This is a genomic window from Pseudomonas sp. HMSC066A08, assembly GCF_001813025.1.
GTDB classification, from domain to species: Bacteria; Pseudomonadota; Gammaproteobacteria; order Pseudomonadales; family Pseudomonadaceae; genus Pseudomonas; species Pseudomonas aeruginosa.
Map to the genome: position 1 here is coordinate 1 of NZ_KV811250.1, position 18,414 is coordinate 18,414.

The 18,414-nt window shown below is 66.8% G+C and carries 16 protein-coding genes; 10 read left to right on the forward strand and 6 right to left on the reverse strand.

Annotated elements, in window-relative coordinates; translation table 11 throughout:
- Window positions 1-364 precede the first annotated feature (364 nt).
- From pstS to HMPREF2886_RS03005, 7 genes are all read left to right on the forward strand, one after another.
- Window positions 365-1,336 (forward strand): phosphate ABC transporter substrate-binding protein PstS, encoded by a 972-nt coding sequence (gene pstS, locus HMPREF2886_RS02975; protein ID WP_003096673.1) that lies wholly within the window; start codon window positions 365-367, stop codon window positions 1,334-1,336.
- Window positions 1,337-1,758: 422 nt separating this feature from the next.
- Window positions 1,759-3,792, forward strand: coding sequence for an ABC transporter permease subunit (locus tag HMPREF2886_RS02980; protein ID WP_083318513.1), 2,034 nt, complete (start codon window positions 1,759-1,761; stop codon window positions 3,790-3,792).
- Window positions 3,793-3,811: 19 nt separating this feature from the next.
- Window positions 3,812-5,488, forward strand: coding sequence for a phosphate ABC transporter permease PstA (gene pstA / locus HMPREF2886_RS02985; RefSeq protein ID WP_033978494.1), 1,677 nt, complete (start codon window positions 3,812-3,814; stop codon window positions 5,486-5,488).
- 15 nt (window positions 5,489-5,503) lie between these two features.
- The gene (gene pstB / locus HMPREF2886_RS02990) at window positions 5,504-6,337 is read left to right on the forward strand and encodes a phosphate ABC transporter ATP-binding protein PstB (RefSeq protein WP_003096663.1); all 834 of its coding nucleotides are present in this window, start codon (window positions 5,504-5,506) and stop codon (window positions 6,335-6,337) included.
- A gap of 95 nt (window positions 6,338-6,432) precedes the next feature.
- Entirely contained in the window at window positions 6,433-7,161 is a 729-nt protein-coding gene (gene phoU, locus HMPREF2886_RS02995) for a phosphate signaling complex protein PhoU (protein ID WP_003096661.1), read from the forward strand.
- Between the two features lie 118 nt (window positions 7,162-7,279).
- Window positions 7,280-8,182, forward strand: a complete 903-nt coding sequence (locus HMPREF2886_RS03000; protein ID WP_003096657.1) for a response regulator — start codon at window positions 7,280-7,282, stop codon at window positions 8,180-8,182.
- A gap of 115 nt (window positions 8,183-8,297) precedes the next feature.
- A complete protein-coding gene (locus HMPREF2886_RS03005; RefSeq protein WP_033973161.1) occupies window positions 8,298-9,197 on the forward strand; it encodes a peptidoglycan DD-metalloendopeptidase family protein in 900 nt (299 codons plus the stop codon).
- A 22-nt stretch (window positions 9,198-9,219) separates the two neighbouring features.
- Here the strand turns inward: HMPREF2886_RS03005 and HMPREF2886_RS03010 are convergent, their stop codons facing one another.
- From HMPREF2886_RS03010 to phoB, 3 genes are all read right to left on the reverse strand, one after another.
- Window positions 9,220-10,560 (reverse strand): hemolysin family protein, encoded by a 1,341-nt coding sequence (locus HMPREF2886_RS03010; protein WP_003096655.1) that lies wholly within the window; start codon window positions 10,558-10,560, stop codon window positions 9,220-9,222.
- Window positions 10,561-10,662: 102 nt separating this feature from the next.
- Complete coding sequence (gene phoR, locus HMPREF2886_RS03015) at window positions 10,663-11,994, reverse strand: phosphate regulon sensor histidine kinase PhoR (RefSeq protein ID WP_003121316.1); 1,332 nt, start codon at window positions 11,992-11,994, stop codon at window positions 10,663-10,665.
- A gap of 72 nt (window positions 11,995-12,066) precedes the next feature.
- Window positions 12,067-12,756, reverse strand: coding sequence for a phosphate regulon transcriptional regulator PhoB (gene phoB / locus HMPREF2886_RS03020; RefSeq protein WP_003096653.1), 690 nt, complete (start codon window positions 12,754-12,756; stop codon window positions 12,067-12,069).
- Between the two features lie 176 nt (window positions 12,757-12,932).
- On the opposite strand from phoB, the gene HMPREF2886_RS03025 reads away from it, so the two are divergent.
- Window positions 12,933-13,316, forward strand: a complete 384-nt coding sequence (locus HMPREF2886_RS03025; RefSeq protein ID WP_033973159.1) for a COG4315 family predicted lipoprotein — start codon at window positions 12,933-12,935, stop codon at window positions 13,314-13,316.
- 23 nt (window positions 13,317-13,339) lie between these two features.
- Here HMPREF2886_RS03025 and ubiA read toward each other — a convergent pair whose 3' ends face one another.
- The 3 genes from ubiA to glcC all read right to left on the reverse strand — a co-directional run bounded on the left by ubiA (window position 13,340) and on the right by glcC (window position 15,628).
- On the reverse strand, window positions 13,340-14,230 hold the full coding sequence (ubiA, locus tag HMPREF2886_RS03030; RefSeq protein WP_033973158.1) for a 4-hydroxybenzoate octaprenyltransferase: 891 nt from the start codon (window positions 14,228-14,230) through the stop codon (window positions 13,340-13,342).
- Between the two features lie 26 nt (window positions 14,231-14,256).
- Window positions 14,257-14,793: a chorismate lyase gene (locus HMPREF2886_RS03035; RefSeq protein WP_070746783.1), complete on the reverse strand. Its 537-nt coding sequence runs from the start codon at window positions 14,791-14,793 to the stop codon at window positions 14,257-14,259.
- A gap of 79 nt (window positions 14,794-14,872) precedes the next feature.
- Complete coding sequence (glcC, locus tag HMPREF2886_RS03040) at window positions 14,873-15,628, reverse strand: transcriptional regulator GlcC (RefSeq protein WP_033973156.1); 756 nt, start codon at window positions 15,626-15,628, stop codon at window positions 14,873-14,875.
- 204 nt (window positions 15,629-15,832) lie between these two features.
- On the opposite strand from glcC, the gene glcD reads away from it, so the two are divergent.
- Complete coding sequence (glcD, locus tag HMPREF2886_RS03045; RefSeq protein ID WP_039028181.1) at window positions 15,833-17,332, forward strand: glycolate oxidase subunit GlcD; 1,500 nt, start codon at window positions 15,833-15,835, stop codon at window positions 17,330-17,332.
- A complete protein-coding gene (gene glcE, locus HMPREF2886_RS03050; RefSeq protein WP_039028182.1) occupies window positions 17,332-18,411 on the forward strand; it encodes a glycolate oxidase subunit GlcE in 1,080 nt (359 codons plus the stop codon). Before glcD ends, glcE begins: the two co-directional genes overlap by 1 nt.
- The last annotated feature ends 3 nt before the right edge of the window (window positions 18,412-18,414 follow it).

Here is an 18,414-nt window from a genome sequence, read left to right on the forward strand (position 1 = left end):
TTTGCTTTTGCGCTCGGAAAAAGCGTGCTTGCTCGCTTCTTTTCTCGACGGCGGATGCCGGCGGCGACTGTCACAATTGCCCTGGAAACTACCCATCCTGCATGAAGCGGATGGACGGCTACCTCCCCCAGGCGGATCGAAAACGCGCTCCAGAGGGCCTCCCCGGCCCCTCCATGAAAGGCTGGAGCCCTAGTGTTTCCAGGCTTTTAGGGGTGTGGCAGGGCTTCTCCCAAGGCTTGCGGAAAAATGTCGGAAGGCTGATGGCATTTCATCCAACTGTCACATTCCTTTCATAGAGTCTTCATGCGGCCTGACGATACTGGCCCCCGTTCCATCCAACCCCATCCTGTCCAAGGAGCAAGGCATGAAACTCAAGCGTTTGATGGCGGCCCTGACGTTCGTCGCCGCAGGCGTAGGCGCCGCTTCCGCGGTAGCCGCGATCGACCCGGCGCTGCCGGAATATCAGAAGGCCAGCGGTGTGTCGGGCAACCTGTCGAGCGTCGGCTCCGACACTCTGGCCAACCTGATGACCATGTGGGCCGAGGAGTACAAGCGCCTCTATCCGAACGTGAACATCCAGATCCAGGCTGCCGGTTCTTCCACCGCGCCGCCGGCCCTGACCGAAGGCACCGCCAACCTGGGCCCGATGAGCCGCAAGATGAAGGACGTCGAGTTGCAGGCTTTCGAGCAGAAGTACGGCTATAAGCCGACCGCCGTCCCGGTCGCTGTCGACGCCCTGGCGATCTTCGTGCACAAGGACAACCCGATCAAAGGCCTGACCATGCAGCAGGTCGATGCGATCTTCTCCGCTACCCGCCTGTGCGGCAGCAAGCAGGACGTGAAGACCTGGGGCGACCTGGGCCTGACCGGCGACTGGGCGAAGAAGCCGGTGCAACTGTTCGGCCGCAACTCGGTTTCCGGCACCTACGGCTACTTCAAGGAAGAAGCCCTGTGCAAAGGCGACTTCCGTCCGAACGTCAACGAGCAGCCGGGTTCGGCTTCCGTGGTGCAGTCGGTCAGCCAGTCGCTGAACGGCATCGGCTACTCCGGTATCGGCTACAAGACCGCCAGCGTGAAGACCGTGGCCCTGGCCAAGAAGGAAGGCGCTGCCTTCGTCGAGGACAACGAGCAGAACGCCCTGAACGGCACCTATCCGCTGTCGCGCTTCCTCTACGTCTATGTGAACAAGGCGCCGAACAAGCCGCTGGATCCGCTGGAGGCTCAGTTCCTCAAGCTGGTCCTGTCCAAGACCGGCCAGCAGGTCGTGGTCAAGGACGGCTACATCCCGCTGCCGGCCAAGGTGGCCGAGAAGGCGATCAAGGAACTGGGCCTGTAATCCAGTGACTTGAGCGGATGGCCCAGCGATGGGCCGTCCAGGCATGAAGGCTCTGCCGGCGGGCGCTAGGACCCGCCGGCCTTTCCCGCCAGCGAGGCTCTGCTGGCGGGCTTTGTTGCGTCATGTTGCTGTCATCTGTCTGTCATACAGAGCCTTTAGGGTGTCACCCCATGAACGACATGGCCAACTCCCCGATGAACTCCTCCCTTGCTCCCGAGCGGATTGACTTCAATACGCCAGCCCTGCAACGCAAGCGCCGCATCCGTGCCCTCAAGGACCGCCTGACCCGCTGGTACGTGCTGGTCGGCGGCCTGGCCGTGCTGGCGGCGATCACCCTGATCTTCTTCTACCTGGCCTACGTCGTGCTCCCGCTGTTCCGCGGCGCCGACCTGGAGACCCGCGAAGCGCTGACCCCGGCCTGGATGCAGCAGGCGCAGGTGCCCCTGCTGCTCAGCATCGAGGAGCAGAACCAGGTGGCCATGCGCGTCGGCGGCCAGGGCGAGATCCTCTTTTTCAACGCCAAGACCGGTGTCGAACTGAAGCGTGTCGCTCTGCCGCTTCCGGCGGGCAGCGAGATCCGCTCGATCGCCCAGGACCAGCCGGGCAGCCCGACGGTCGCCCTGGGCCTGTCCAACGGACAGGTGCTGGTGTTCCAGCACACCTACAAGGTCACCTACCCGGACAACAAGAAGACCATCACCCCGGAGATCGCCTTCCCCTACGGCGAGACCCCGATCGGTCTCGATCCGCAGGGCCGCCCGCTGGAGCATGTGAGTATCAATGCCGGCGACGACAGCCTGCTGCTGGCTGGCTCCGTCGACAAGCAACTGCTGCTGTTGAGCATGACTCGCGAAGAGAACATGCTGACCGGCGAAAGCACGCTGGACGAGGAGCGCATCGAACTCCCGCAGATCGCCGAACCGGTGAAAGCCATCTACCTCGACCCGCGCAAGCAGTGGCTGTACGTGATCAACGGACGTGCCACCGCCGATGTGTTCGACCTGCACAGCCGCCAGTTGAACGGTCGCTACAAGCTGCTGGAAGACCCCAACGCCGAGGTCACCGCGAGCACCCAACTGCTGGGCGGAATCTCGCTGCTGGTGGGCGACTCCAAGGGTGGCATCGCCCAGTGGTTCATGGCTCGCGATACCGACGGTGAGCCGCGCCTGTCGCACGTTCGCGACTTCAACCTGGATGGCGCGCCGATCAGCGCCATCGCTCCGGAACAACGGCGCAAGGGCTTCATCGCCCTGGACGAGAAGGGCAACCTCGGCGTCTTCCACAGCACCGCGCCCCGTCCCCTGCTGGTCCAGCCGGTAGCCGACTCTTCCGGGATCATCACCCTGTCGCCGCGGGCCAACCGCCTGCTGCTGGAGCAGGGTGGCAAGATCCACCGTTTCGCCCTGAGCAACCCGCACCCGGAAATCTCCTGGAGCGCGCTCTGGGGCAAGGTCTGGTACGAGAGCTACGACAAGCCGGCCTACGTCTGGCAGTCCACCGCCGCGACCACCGACTTCGAACCGAAGCTGAGCCTCTCGCCGCTGACCTTCGGCACGCTCAAGGCCGCCTTCTACGCGATGATCCTGGCAGCTCCGCTGGCCATCGCGGCTGCCGTCTACACCGCCTATTTCATGGCTCCGGCGATGCGCCGCAAGGTCAAGCCGGTGATCGAGCTGATGGAGGCGCTGCCGACGGTGATCCTCGGCTTCTTCGCCGGCCTGTTCCTGGCACCCTACGTCGAAGGCCACCTGCCGGGGGTGTTCAGCCTGCTGTTGCTGACGCCGCTGGGCATCCTTCTCGCCGGCCTGCTCTGGAGCCGCCTGCCCGAGCGTATCCGCCTGAGCCTGCCGGCCGGCTGGGAGGCCGCGCTGCTGATCCCGGTGGTGCTCGCCGTCGGCGCCTTCGCCCTGTGGCTGAGCCCGCACCTGGAGACCACCTTCTTCGGCGGCGACATGCGCCTCTGGCTGAGCCACGACCTGGGCATCACCTACGACCAGCGCAATGCCCTGATCGTCGGGCTGGCAATGGGCTTCGCGGTGATCCCGAATATCTTCTCGATCGCCGAGGACGCCATCTTCAGCGTGCCGCGCAGCCTCACCTACGGCTCCCTGGCCCTGGGCGCCACGCCCTGGCAGACGCTGACCCGCGTGGTGATCCTGACCGCCAGCCCAGGCATCTTCTCGGCGCTGATGATCGGCATGGGCCGCGCCGTCGGCGAGACCATGATCGTGCTGATGGCGACCGGCAATACCCCGGTGATGGAAGTGAACATCTTCGAGGGGATGCGCACCCTGGCGGCCAACGTCGCGGTGGAGATGCCCGAGTCGGAGGTCGGCGGCAGCCACTACCGCGTGCTGTTCCTCTCGGCGCTGGTACTGCTGACGTTCACCTTCGTGATGAACACCCTGGCAGAGCTGATCCGTCAGCGTCTGCGCAAGAAATACGCGTCGTTGTAAGCGGCGGAGGTATAGCTCTGTGAAACAGAAACAGGAAACCGTCAAAGCCTGGTTCGGCAGCGGCTCGCCCTGGGTGTGGATGAACGCCGGCGCGGTGTCGATCGCGGTGATCATGACCATCGGCCTGCTGGCGGTGATCGCGGTACGCGGCCTCGGCCACTTCTGGCCGGCGAACGTCATCGAGGCGACTTACCAGATCCCTGGCGAAGCCGCCAAGACCGTGATCGGCGAGGTGGTCCAGGCCGAGGAAGTGCCGCGCGCGCGCCTGCGCAGCGCCGGCATGCCGGTCCCGGAGGCCGGCCCCGAATTCATGACCCGCGAGCTGCTCAAGCTGGGCAACCGCGAGCTTTACGGCAGCGATTTCTCCTGGGTCGTCGGCGAGTGGCTGCAGGACATCAAGCGCCCCGAAGCGCTGATGGTTCTCGAACGCCGCGAGTGGGGCAACTTCTACGGCTACCTGCTGAGCGTCAAGGAGAACGGCCAGGTGGTCGCCGAAGGCGACGCCGCGGTAGGCGAGCTGCAGAAGCGCATGCAGCGGGTGGACGACCTCTACGCCAAGCTCTACAAGCTGGAGAAGGGCGACATCGGCGCGATCAACCACGGTCTCGAGCGCCTGCGCCTGAAAGAGCGCAAGTTGCAGTTGGACGGCAAGCTGGACGCCGCCGCCCAGGCCGACCTGGCCGCCGAGCGCAGCGAGCTGCAGGCGCGCTACAAGGTCCTGGAAGAGCAGCTCAACGGCCTGCACCAGGAGTTCAACCGCGACAGCGTGGTAATGCGCGACGCCAGCGGCCGCGAGAGCGAAATCACCCTTGGCAAGCTGGTGCATGCCTACCAGCCCAACGCCATGGGCCTGGGCACCAAGATGACGGTGTACTTCAAGAAGCTCTGGGAGTTCCTCAGCGACGATCCGCGCGAGGCCAATACCGAGGGCGGCATCTTCCCGGCGATCTTCGGCACCGTGATGATGACCCTGGTGATGGCGCTGATCGTCACCCCGTTCGGCGTGATCGCCGCGGTCTACCTGCGCGAGTACGCCAAGCAGGGGCCGCTGACCCGGGTGATCCGCATCGCCGTGAACAACCTCGCCGGCGTACCGGCGATCGTCTACGGCGTGTTCGGCCTGGGCTTCTTCGTCTACGTGCTGGGCGGTTCCATCGACCGGCTGTTCTTCCCCGAGGCCCTGCCGGCGCCGACCTTCGGTACCCCCGGGCTGTTCTGGGCCTCGCTGACCCTGGCGATCCTCGCCGTGCCGGTGGTGATCGTCGCCACCGAGGAAGGCCTGGCGCGGATTCCGCGCGCGGTCCGCGAAGGCTCCCTGGCGCTCGGCGCGACCAAGGCGGAAACGCTGTGGAAGATCGTCCTGCCGATGGCCAGCCCGGCGATGATGACCGGCCTGATCCTCGCCGTGGCTCGTGCCGCCGGCGAAGTGGCGCCGCTGATGCTGGTCGGCGTGGTGAAACTGGCACCGTCGCTGCCGGTCGACGGCAACTATCCGTACGTGCATCTCGACCAGAAGATCATGCACCTCGGTTTCCATATCTACGACGTCGGTTTCCAGAGCCCCAACGTCGAGGCCGCACGGCCGCTGGTATACGCTACGGCGTTGCTGCTGGTCGTGGTGATCGCCCTGCTGAACTTCTCCGCCATCGCGATCCGCAATCGCCTGCGCGAGAAGTACAAGGCCCTGGAAAACTGATTGAGGGAGCTTCCCATGCAAAACGAGACCGCCAGCCACGGCATCAACTTCGATGCGCTCGGCCGCGACCGCCAGAGCCTCGACCTGGCTTCCGAAAGCGTCGAACTGGAAGTGCCCGGGCTGAACCTGTTCTACGGTGCCAAGCAGGCCCTGTTCGACGTCCGGATGAACATTCCGAAGCAGCGCGTGACCGCCTTCATCGGCCCGTCCGGCTGCGGCAAGTCGACCCTGCTGCGCTGCTTCAACCGGATGAACGACCTGGTGGACGGCTGCCGCGTCGAAGGCGAGATCCGCCTCGATGGCCACAACATCTTCGCCAAGGGCGTCGACGTCGCCGAGCTGCGCCGTCGCGTCGGCATGGTGTTCCAGAAGCCCAACCCGTTCCCCAAGAGCATCTACGAGAACGTGGTCTACGGCCTGCGTATCCAGGGCATCAACAAGAAGCGCGTACTTGACGAGGCCGTCGAGTGGGCGCTGAAGGGGGCTGCGCTGTGGGAGGAGGTGAAGGATCGCCTGCACGAGTCCGCCCTCGGCCTGTCCGGTGGCCAGCAGCAGCGCCTGGTGATCGCCCGGACCATCGCGGTGGAACCGGAAGTGCTGCTGCTCGACGAGCCGTGCTCGGCGCTGGACCCGATCTCCACGCTGAAGATCGAAGAGCTGATCTACGAGCTGAAGTCGAAGTTCACCATCGTCATCGTTACCCACAACATGCAGCAGGCCGCGCGGGTTTCCGACTATACGGCGTTCATGTACATGGGCAAGCTGATCGAGTTCGGCGACACCGATACGCTGTTCACCAACCCGGCGAAGAAGCAGACCGAAGACTACATCACCGGCCGCTACGGCTAGCGGCGCGTCCGGGGGCGCGGCGATACCGCTGCCTCCGGCGCTCTCCGTAGCTCGTTGATGTCACCGGTCGCAGCGGCTCCAGAAGGATTCCCCACATGATCAACAAAGACAGTCTCACCCATCACATCTCCCAGCAGTTCAACGCCGAGCTGGAGGATGTGCGCAGCCACCTCCTGGCCATGGGCGGGCTGGTGGAAAAGCAGGTCAACGACGCGGTCAACGCGCTGATCGACGCCGACTCCGGCCTCGCCCAGCAGGTCCGCGAGATCGACGACCAGATCAACCAGATGGAGCGCAACATCGACGAGGAGTGCGTGCGTATCCTCGCCCGGCGCCAGCCGGCGGCTTCCGACCTGCGCCTGATCATCAGCATCTCGAAGTCGGTGATCGACCTCGAGCGGATCGGCGACGAGGCCTCCAAGGTCGCCCGCCGCGCCATCCAGCTGTGCGAGGAGGGCGAGTCGCCGCGCGGCTACGTCGAGGTTCGGCACATCGGCAGCCAGGTGCAGAAGATGGTGCAGGAGGCACTGGACGCCTTCGCCCGCTTCGACGCCGACCTGGCGCTGTCCGTGGCGCAGTACGACAAGACCGTCGATCGCGAATACAAGACCGCCCTGCGCGAGCTGGTCACCTACATGATGGAAGATCCGCGGGCGATATCCCGCGTGCTCAACATCATCTGGGCCCTGCGCTCGCTGGAGCGCATCGGCGACCATGCGCGCAACATCGCCGAGCTGGTGATCTACCTGGTTCGCGGCACCGACGTTCGTCACATCGGCCTGACCCGCATGAAGGAAGAGGTCGAGAACAACCGCGGCGAGTGATCTTCCGCAGGCAAGGCTCCCTTGACCTGGAGCCTTGTTTCTTCGCGCGACTGCAGCAAGGCTTGGCATCCTGCCAGCAGGGGAGGCTATCCTAGGCGGACCTGTCCAGGAGAAGTCGATGAGCAAAGTCAGCGCGCTAGTGGTGGATGACGCCCCCTTCATCCGAGATCTGATGAAGAAAGGGTTGCGCGACAACTTCCCCGGCCTTCATATCGAGGAGGCCGTGAACGGCCGCAAGGCCCAGCAACTGCTCAGTCGGCAGAACGTCGACCTGATCCTCTGCGACTGGGAGATGCCGGAGATGTCCGGCCTCGAACTGCTGACCTGGTGCCGTGCCCAGGAAAACCTCAAGACTACCCCGTTCATCATGGTCACCAGTCGCGGCGACAAGGAGAACGTGGTCCAGGCGATCCAGGCCGGGGTGTCGGACTACATCGGCAAGCCATTCTCCAACGACCAGTTGGTGGCCAAGATCAAGAAGGCCCTGAGCCGCAGCGGCAAGCTGGAAGCCCTGGCGGCCCACGCGCCGCGCCGGGAAATCGCCAGCGGCATGGCCAACGATTCGCTGGCCGCCCTGACCGGCGGTCGCGCCGAGGTGATCAAGCCCGCCGCCAGTCCGGCAAAACCGGCCCCCGCGCCGAAGCCGGCTTCGGCTCCCCAGGCCAGTGCGCGTCCCGCCGGCAGCGGCAACCCGCTGGGCCAGGCGCAATTGCGCCTGCCGCAGAGCAGCATGCCCTGCGTGATCAAGGCGGTCAGCCTGAAGGAAGCGCAACTGGTGGTGAAGCGCGCCGACCCGTTGCCGCAGGTGCTGGAAAGCGCGGTGCTGGACCTCGAGGAAAACAGCGACGTGGCGCGCCTGAACGGCTACCTGCACGCCATCGCCGCGCTGGAGCCGAAGCCGGACAGCGATTGGCTGCTGCTGACCCTGCGTTTCGTCGACCGCGACCCGCAGAAGCTCGACTACCTGTCGCGCCTGATCGCCCGCGGAAGTACCCAGAAGCATTACGTTCCCGGCGCCTGAGCGGTTTTTTCCCGACGATCCGTTCACAGCCCGCTCGCTGTCGTCTCGCCCTGGCAATAAAGCGCTGCTAGTCTTGCCGATTCGGGATAACCAGAACGACATGATCCGTGCAGTCATGCTAGGGCGCCTTCTCCTTCTCTGTGGCCTGTTCGCCGCGGCAGCTCCGGCTGCGGCCCTGACCATCTACAAGTACACCGACGCCAATGGCGTGGTGACCTACTCCGACCGCGCCGTGGCCGGGGCGCAGGTGTTCGTCTTCCGCGACCGGATGGTCGAGCACCTGGAACGGGAAGTGAAGCTGGAGACGAAGAAGCACGCGGGTGGCGAGACCCTGCAGGTGCGCAACGACCTCTACGCGCCGGTCGAGGTCGAGTTGCGAATCCGCAACCCGCGCAATGCCGTCGGGGTGCCCGACGGGCCGATTCGCTGGGTGGTCCCGCCGCGCAGCCAGGTGCGCCTGGCGACCCTGGCGCCGCGCAAGGCCGGCAAGCCGATGAGCTACACGCCGAAGCTGCGCTACGCGCTCGGCGACCCGCGCCAGCAGCCGCTGCTCTATCGCTATCCGCTGCCCTGGCGCGGCGGGCCGTTCCGCCTGTCCCAGGGCGCCAATGGAAAGTACAGCCACTTCACCCCCAAGGGCCGCTACGCGATGGACATCGCCATGCCCGAGGGCACGCCGATCATCGCCGCCCGCGGCGGCACCGTGGTGAAGATCGAGAACAACCAGAGCGGGCGCGGCAACAATCCCTCGGGCAACTTCGTCCGCATCCTGCACGACGACGGCACCATGGGCGTCTACCTGCACCTGATGCGCCATTCGGTGCTGGTCGCCGAGGGCCAGCGGGTCCAGGTCGGCACGCCGCTGGCGCGCTCCGGCAACACCGGCAACAGCAGCGGGCCGCACCTGCACTTCGTGATCCAGCGCAACGTCGGCCTGGCGCTGGAGTCGATTCCCTACGACTTCGCCCAGCCGGTCGACAGCCTGCCGAACTTCGCCATCGTCCGCGAGCCTTGAAAGCCGCCGGTGCCAGCTCGTCTCAGTCGAGCTTGACCACCTTGGCCAGGACGATCTTCGGACCGCGCATCTTCTTCACGATGATCCGCAGGCCCTCGGTGTCGAGGACCTCCTCTTCCTCCGGTACCCGCTTCAGGGTGTCGTAGACCAGCCCGGCGAGAGTGTCCGCCTCGACATGATCGAGGTCGATGCCGAGCAGGCGCTCGAGCTTGAACAGCGGTGTGTCGCCGCGCACCAGCAGCTTGCCCGGCTGATAGGCGAGGATGCCGCGCTCGGTCTTGCGGTGTTCGTCCTGGATGTCGCCGACCAGCACTTCCAGCACGTCCTCCATGGTCAGGAAGCCGACCACCTTGTGATCGGCCTCTTCCACCACGGCGAAGTGCGCGCCGCCCTTGCGGAACTGCTCCAGCAGGCGCGACAGCGGGGTGTGCTTGGTGACGATCTCCAGCGGGCGCACCAGTTCGTCGAGGTCGAAGGTCTCCGGCAGGCTGTCCAGGGCGGACAGCGCCAGCAGCAGGTCCTTGATGTGCAGCAGGCCGATGAACTCGCCCTTGTGGCTGTCCCAGACCGGGTAGCGGCTGTACTTGTGGCGACGGATCACAGCGAGGATGTCCGCCAGCGGCGCGTCGTGCTCGAGGTAGACCAGGTCTTCGCGGGAGTTGGCCCAGTCGACCACCTCCAGCTCGCCCAGCTCCACCGCCGAGGCCAGCACGCGCATGCCCTGGTCGCTGGGGTCCTGGGCGCGGCTGGAGTGGAGGATCAGCTTCAGTTCGTCGCGGCTGTAGTGATGCTCGTGGTGCGGGCCGGGCTCGCCCTGGCCGGCGATCTTGAGGATGGCGTTGGCGCTGGCGTTGAGCAGCCAGATCGCCGGGTACATCAGCCAGTAGAAAAGGTACAGCGGCACCGCCGTCCACAGCGATAGCAGTTCCGGCTTGCGGATCGCCCAGGACTTGGGCGCCAGCTCGCCGACCACGATGTGCAGGTAGGAAATGATGAAGAACGCGGTGAAGAAGGAGATCCCGCGGATCAGTTCGTCGGAATGCACGCCGATCATCGCCAGCAGCGGTTCCAGGAGTTCGGCGAAGGCCGGCTCGCCGACCCAGCCCAGGCCCAGGGAGGCCAGGGTGATGCCCAGCTGGCAGGCGGACAGGTAGGCGTCCAGCTGGTTGTGTACCTTGCGCAGGATGGCGCCGCGCCAGCCGTGCTGCTTGGCGATGGTTTCCACGCGGGTGGCGCGGAGCTTGACCATGGCGAACTCGGCGGCGACGAAGAAGCCGTTGAGCAGGACGAGGAAAAGCGCGAAGAGGATCAGGCCGGCATCGGCGAAATAGGTGGCGATGCTGGTACTAGGAGAAGGGTCCATGGGGGTGTGCGGTAGCCAAAAGGCCCTTAAGAATGAGGGGCTGTGTCGTCGCTTGCAAGTCTTGGCCGTACCGACGCCGGCGGCGCGGCACCGCGACGAGGCTCACTTTGGCGCCTTGCGCTCGGCCTCGGCGACCTGCGCCGGAGCGAAATGGCAGGTGAAGGTGCTGCCCTTGCCGGGCACGCTGCTGATTTCCAGGCGCGCGCGGTGGCGGATCAGCACGTGCTTGACGATGGCCAGGCCGAGGCCGGTGCCGCCGGTGTTGGAGGCGCGGCTGGAGTCCACCCGGTAGAAGCGCTCGGTCAGGCGCGGCAGGTGCTTGGGGTCGACGCCGATACCGGTGTCCTGCACCGACAGGTGCGCGCCCTGTTCGTCGGCCCACCAGCGGATGCGGATCTCGCCTTCGTCGGGGGTGTACTTCACCGCGTTGAATACCAGGTTGGAGAAGGCGCTGCGCAGTTCCGCCTCGCTGCCCTTGAGCTGCACAGCGGGTGCGGCGTCCAGGCTGATGCGGTGGTTGCGCCCGGCGGACAGGGCCTGGGCGTCGTTACGGATGCTGGCGAGGAGAGCGTCCACCGCCACCGGCTTGTTGTCGCCGGGGTAGTCGGTGGCCTCCAGCTTGGCCAGCAGGAGCAGGTCGTTGAGCAGGTTCTGCATGCGTCCGGCCTGCTGCTGCATTTGCTGCAGGGCGCGCAGCCAGCGCGGGTTCACATCCTCGACGTTGTCGAGGAGGGTCTCCAGGTAGCCGGCGATCACCGTCAACGGCGTGCGCAGCTCGTGGGAGACGTTGGCCACGAAGTCCTTGCGCATCTGCTCCAGCTGGTGGACGCGGGTGACGTCGCGGACCAGCATCAGGTGCTCGCGATTGCCGTAGAGGGTGATGTGGAATTGCAGGCGCAGGCGCTCGTTGATCGGCGAGGGGATTTCCAGCGGCTCGCGGTAATCCTCCTGGTCGAAGTATTCCTTGAAGCGCGGATGGCGGATCAGGTTGCTCACCGGCTGGCCACCGTCCTGCGGGGTCTTCAGGCCGAGCAGGTTTTCCGCGGCGAGGTTCCACCATTCCAGGTTGCCGTCGCTGTCGAGCATGATCACCGCGTCACGCAGCGCCGCGGTGGACTCCTGGATCCGGTCGATCACCGCCTGCAGGCGGCCGCGGGCGCGCTGGTTGCGGCGTTGCAGGTGGTAGATATTGTCGAAGACTTCGCCCCAGAGGCCGTAGCTGTCCGGCGGCGGCTCGTCTGGCTGGTGGTTGCGCAGCCACTGGTGCAGGCGCAGTAGCTGCCAGAGGGTCCAGCCGAGGTAGAGAGCCAGGCCGAGGGCCAGGGCCCAGCCGTAATGGCCGCTGACCACGCCGAGTACGAGGCTGGCGGCCAGCACGAGAAGCAGGTGGCGGATCAGCGCTCCACGCCAGTCTTGGTTCACGACGGATTGCATCCTGTCCAGTGGCGGTCCGTCACGGACCGTCCGGGGGAAACGACTCCGGCCGCCGCGCGGCCGGGAGCCGGGTCAGCTCTTGGTGGAGAAACGATAGCCGGTCCCGCGGACAGTCTGAACCAGATTTTCGTAGACCTCGCCGAGCGCCTTGCGCAGGCGGCGGATATGCACGTCGACGGTGCGCTCCTCGACATAGACGTTGCCGCCCCAGACCTGGTCGAGCAGTTGGCCGCGGGTATAGGCGCGTTCCTGGTGAGTCATGAAGAACTGCAGCAGGCGGTACTCGGTGGGGCCCATCTCGGCCGGCTTGCCGTCGATGGTCACGCGGTGGCTGATCGGGTCCAGCAGCAGGCCGCCGACCTCGATCGGCGCCTCGCTGTCGCCAGGCCCGGTGCGGCGCAGCACGGCCTTCAGGCGGGCGACCAGCTCGCGGGGCGAGAACGGCTTGGTGATGTAGTCGTCGGCGCCGACCTCCAGGCCCTGGATCTTGTTGTCCTCCTCGCCCTTGGCGGTGAGCATGATGATCGGGATGTCGACGGTCAGTTCGTCACGCTTCAGGCGTCGCGCCAGTTCGATGCCGGAAGTGCCGGGAAGCATCCAGTCGAGCAGGATCAGGTCCGGCTTGCGGTCGACGATCACCGCGTGCGCCTGCTGGGTGTTTTCCGCCTCCAGGCACTCGTAGCCGGCCATCTCCAGGGCCACGGCGATCATCTCGCGAATCGGTGCTTCGTCATCAACGATGAGGATTGTCTTGCCAACCATGGTCTTGCCTCGGGTCGATCTGTCTTGCGCCGCATTAGATAACGAAATTGTGTCAGGTATGTGACACAACGGCGTAGTTTCCGCCGACTGCCCGCGGCGGGGCTATGCTCAACAGGTTCCGGTGCCGTCCCCGCGGGCGGCGAACGCTCCACCTGAAGACACAGGAGAGAGACGCGATGAACAGAATCCACCTGGCGCTGGGTCTGGCGCTGGCCCTGCCGGCGTTCGCCGCGCTGGCCCAGGAAACGGTGGCGCCGGCCACCGAGAAGGACGGCGTGCTGGTCGATGGCAAGGGCATGACGCTCTATACCTACGACAAGGACAGCGAAGGGCAATCCGCCTGTTCCGGGCCGTGCGCGAAGAACTGGCCGCCGCTGGCAGCGGCCCAGGGAGCGCAGGCCAGCGGCGACTGGAGCCTGGTCGCTCGCGAGGACGGCACCCAGCAGTGGGCCTACTACGGCAAGCCCCTTTATACCTTCATCCAGGACAAGAAGCCTGGCGACAAGAACGGTGACGGCAAGATGGGCGCCTGGCACGTCGCCCAGCCGGACATGGACTAGACGGTCGCCGGCCTGCGCGCCGCTCAACGCAGCGCGTAGTCGGCGACCGTGCCGAGGAAGATCGCCAGGCCAGCCCAGTGGTTGTGCAGGAAGGCGCGGAAGCAGGCCTGCGGGTCGCGGTCGCGGGTCGACCAGGCTTCCCAGGCGAAGCAGGCCGCCGCCACCGCCAGGCCGAGGTAGAAGCACAGGCCCAGTTCGAAGCGGTTGCCGGCCAGCGCTAGCAGGAGCAGGGTCAGGCCCTGCAGGCTGCCGATGATCAGGCGGTCGGCATCGCCGAAGAGGATCGCGGTAGACTTGATGCCGATCTTCAGGTCGTCCTCGCGGTCGGTCATCGCGTAGTAGGAGTCATAGGCGACCGTCCACAGCACGTTGGCCAGGAACAGCAGCCAGGCGCTGGCCGGCAATTCGCCGCGCTCGGCGGTGAAGGCCATCAGGATGCCCCAGGAATAGGCGGCGCCCAGCACCACCTGCGGATAGTAGGTGTAGCGCTTCATGAAGGGGTAGAGCGAGGCCACGGCTACCGCGCCGAACGACAGCCAGACGGTCGTTGCGTTGGTCAGCAGGACCAGGCCGAAGCTCAGCGCGACCAGGACGGCGAAGGTGATCCAGGCCTCGCGCACGCTGATCTTGCCGGTGGCCAGCGGGCGCGCCTTGGTGCGTGCGACGTGGCCGTCGAAATTACGGTCGGCGAAATCGTTGATCACGCAGCCGGCGGCGCGCATCAGGATGACGCCGAGGACGAAGATCAGCAGGTTCTTCAGTTCCGGCACGCCGTCCGCAGCGATCCACAGCGACCAGAGGGTCGGCCAGAGCAGCAGGTAGATGCCGATCGGCCGGTCCAGCCGCACCAGTTGGACGAAGTCCCAGGCGCGGGGATGCAGGCGGGCCAGCGGCTTGATCAGGGTGACGAACATGGGGACCTCCGGAGTCGACCGGGGGATTATACGTCGGCGATTCCCGCCTGGTCCCACAGGCGCGGTAGGAACACCTCCGCCACCAGCACCCCGAGCGCGCCGCGGGAAAACCGTGAGCGACGGCCCCAGAGACCCTCGGCGCGGACCTCGGCGGGCAGGCCGGCCGCCGGATAGCGGCAGACTTCGATGGGCCCGCGCTCGAAGGCGCTGTCGCTGAACAGCAACTCGCCCAGCGAGCGGGTGCCGAGCAGCGCCAGGTCGAAGCCCGAGCCTTCCAGGGCGCTGCGCGCCGCCACGCTGCGGGCGAACACCCAGGGACGATCGTGGCCATGCAGGTAGACCTCGCGGACCCAGCCGCTGCTGCCGGGAGGGACGTCGAGCCCCTGGCATTCGTCGTCGCGCAGGGTCTGCCAGCCTTCCAGCAGGGGTTCGACGCGGAACGCGCCGTCGGCCAGGGCGGTCAGGCGCCGGGTCAGCGACCCCTCGTCGAACAGCCAGTCGAGGACGGCGGGGGAGACGCTGGACAGTTGGTCGGCGCGAAGCCAGAGCGCAGTGCTGGGCATGACGGGACTACGAGACGGCGGCAGAAGGCGGCGAGGGTAGCACGTTCGGTCGGCGGCCGGTCTGCGACGCGGTGGCGAGTCACCCCCAGCCGTTCAGGCGCAGGGTGGCGCGGACCAGGCGCTGTTCTTCCTGCTCGATCTCCCGCAGGTTGTCGCGGATGCTGTGGATATGTTCGCGCGCCGCCCGTTGCGCCTGGTCCGGCTGGCGCTCGCGGAGGGCCGCGTAGAGGCGCGCGTGCTGGCGGTCGATCTGGCGTTTCTGCGGCGGCCGGTGATAGAGGTTGTTCACCGAGGCGAACACCGTGCTCAGGAGCAGTTCGTTGAGCGATTGCAGGGTATGCACCAGCACCGGATTGTGCGATGCCTCGCTGATCGCCCGGTGGAACGCGTGGTCGCGGCGGGCGTGCTCGCGGGGATCGATCGGCTGGGTTTCCTCGTGGCTGGCGAGCATCTCTTCGTAGCGCCGGGCGAGCAGGACGAAGTCTGCCCCGGTGCCGCGTAGCGCTGCCAGACGGGCCGCCTCGCCCTCCAGCAGGGCGCGGACTTCGAGCAGGTCGTAGAGGGTGCGTGGCTGGGAGCCGAACAGGTGCATCAGCGGGCTGGCGTCGGCGTTGCGGTCGAGGTCGGCGACGAACGACCCACGGCCATGCTCGGTGTCGATGATGCCGCGCCCGCGCAGCGCCCGCAGGCCCTCGCGCAGGGCCGAGCGCGAGCAGCCGAGCTTGGCCACCAGGCGCCGCTCGGATGGCAGTGCCTGGCCGACCTTGAGCACGCCGTCGACGATCAGCCGCTCGATACGCTCGGCGACCTGGTCGGCCACCCGCTGTTTCTGCATGGAAGCTCCCGTTGCACTGGTAGGACCAGTTGGCTGTCGTTACTCACTATAGAAGCTCAGGGACTTTCTAGCATGCGCCTCATGCCCATGGCTCCTGGCGATACTGGTAGGACCAGTTCGACGCCTGCTGGACCCCAGCGTCCGCGCGGTACAGGCTGTGGACGCTTGCTGATCCCGCCGACAACCACAACAAGGACAGCCGCCATGAACATCCTCTACGACGAGCGTCTGGACGGTCCGCTGCCGCAGGTGGACAAGGAGGGCCTGCTGGCCGAGTTGCGCCTCCGCCTGCCCGACCTCGAGCTGCTGCACGCCGCGGAAGACCTGCGTCCCTACGAGTGCGACGGACTCTCGGCGTATCGCTGCACGCCGTTGCTGGTGGCATTGCCGGAACGCATCGAACAGGTTCAGGGCCTGCTCGCCCTCTGCCATCGGCTGAAGGTGCCGGTCGTGGCGCGCGGTGCCGGTACCGGCCTGTCCGGCGGCGCGCTGCCGCTGGAGAACGGCGTGCTGCTGGTGATGGCGCGTTTCCGGCGGATCCTCGAGATCGATCCGCTGGGTCGTTTCGCCCGAGTCCAGCCTGGCGTGCGCAACCTGGCGATCTCCCAGGCCGCTGCCCCCCATGGTCTGTACTACGCACCGGACCCGTCCTCGCAGATCGCCTGCTCCATCGGCGGCAACGTCGCGGAGAACGCCGGCGGCGTGCATTGCCTGAAGTACGGCCTGACCGTGCACAACCTGTTGCAGGTGGACATCGTGACCCTGGAGGGCGAGCGCCTGAGCCTGGGGTCCAGCGCCCTGGACAGCGCCGGCTTCGACCTGCTGGCGCTGTTCACCGGTTCCGAAGGGCTGCTCGGCGTGGTGGTGGAGGTCACCGTCAGGCTGTTGCCGCGCCCGCCACTGGCGAAGGTCCTGCTGGCCAGCTTCGACGATGTGGAAAGCGCCGGGCGGGCGGTGGCCGACCTGATCGGTGCCGGCATCGTCCCGGCCGGGCTGGAAATGATGGACAACCTGTCGATCCGCGCCGCCGAGGACTTCATCCACGCCGGCTACCCGGTCGACGCGGCGGCGATCCTGCTCTGCGAACTGGACGGCGTGGAAGCCGACGTGCACGAGGATTGCGAGCGGGTCCGCGAGCTGTTCGAGGCGGCTGGCGCCACCTCGGTGCGACAGGCCCAAGACGAGGCCGAGCGCCAGCGCTTCTGGGCCGGGCGCAAGAATGCGTTTCCGGCGGTCGGGCGGATTTCCCCCGATTACTACTGCATGGACGGCAGCATCCCGCGCCGCGAGCTGCCGCGCGTGCTGCATGGCATCGCCGAGCTTTCGCGCGAATACGGCCTGCGGGTGGCCAACGTATTCCACGCCGGCGACGGCAACATGCACCCGCTGATCCTCTTCGACGCCAACCTGCCGGGCGAGCTGGAGCGCGCCGAAGCGCTGGGCGGCAGGATCCTCGAGTTATGCGTGGCGGTAGGCGGCAGCATCACCGGCGAACATGGCGTCGGCCGCGAGAAGATCAACCAGATGTGCGCTCAGTTCAATGCCGACGAGCTGACCCTGTTCCACGCCGTGAAGGCGGCATTCGACCCGGCCGGGCTGCTCAATCCCGGCAAGAACGTGCCCACCCTGCATCGCTGCGCCGAGTTCGGCGCCATGCACGTCCACCACGGTCGACTGCCGTTCCCTGAACTGGAGCGTTTCTGATGAGCCAGCCGTATTTCGATCCGGACGCTGGCGCCGACCATGCCGGCGCGCTGCTCGAGCGGGTCCGCGACGCCCTGGCGCGCCGCGCGCCGCTGCGCATCGTCGGCGGCGATAGCAAGGCATTCCTCGGCAGGCCGGTTGCGGGCGAGCCGCTGGCGCTCGCCGAACACCGCGGGATCGTCGCCTACGATCCCTGCGAACTGGTGATCACCGCCCGTGCCGGTACGCCGCTGGACGAGCTACAGGCCGTGCTGGCGCGCGGCGGGCAGATGCTTGCCTGCGAGGCGCCGGGGTTCGGCGGCCGGGCGACGGTCGGCGGGGTGCTCGCCAGCGGCCTGTCCGGACCGCGCCGGCCCTGGGCGGGAGCGGTACGCGATTTCGTCCTCGGCACGCGGCTGATCAGTGGCCTGGGCACCCACCTGCGCTTCGGCGGCGAGGTGATGAAGAACGTCGCCGGCTACGACCTGTCGCGGCTGCTGGCGGGCAGCTTCGGTTGCCTCGGGGTGGTCACCGAAGTGTCCTTCAAGGTGCTGCCCATGCCGCGCTGCCAGGCCGGCCTGAGCCTGGACCTGCCGGTGGCGACGGCGTTGCGCAAGCTGGCCGAGTGGGGAGGCCAGCCATTGCCGATCAGTGCGGCCTGCCACGACGGCGAAGCCCTGCGCCTGCGCCTGGAGGGCGGCGAGGGCTCGGTACGCTCGGCGCGCGACCGCCTCGGTGGCGAAGCGCTCGATGACGGCTTCTGGGCCGACCTGCGCGAGCAGCGCCTGCCGTTCTTCGACGACCCGCGACCGCTCTGGCGCCTGTCGCTGCCGGCGCTGGCGCCGGAGACGCCGTTGCCCGGCCGTCAGTTGCTGGACTGGGGCGGGGCGCTGCGCTGGCTGAAGAGCGACGCGCCGGCCGCGGACATCCGCGCGTGGGCCGCCGCCCATGGCGGCCACGCCACCTGCTACCGCGCCGGCCATCTCGATGCGCCGTTCCAGCCGCTACCGCCTGGACTGCTCGGCCTGCACCGGGCACTCAAACGCCAGCTCGACCCGCAGGGCATCTTCAATCCCGGGCGGATGTACGCCGAACTCTGAGGA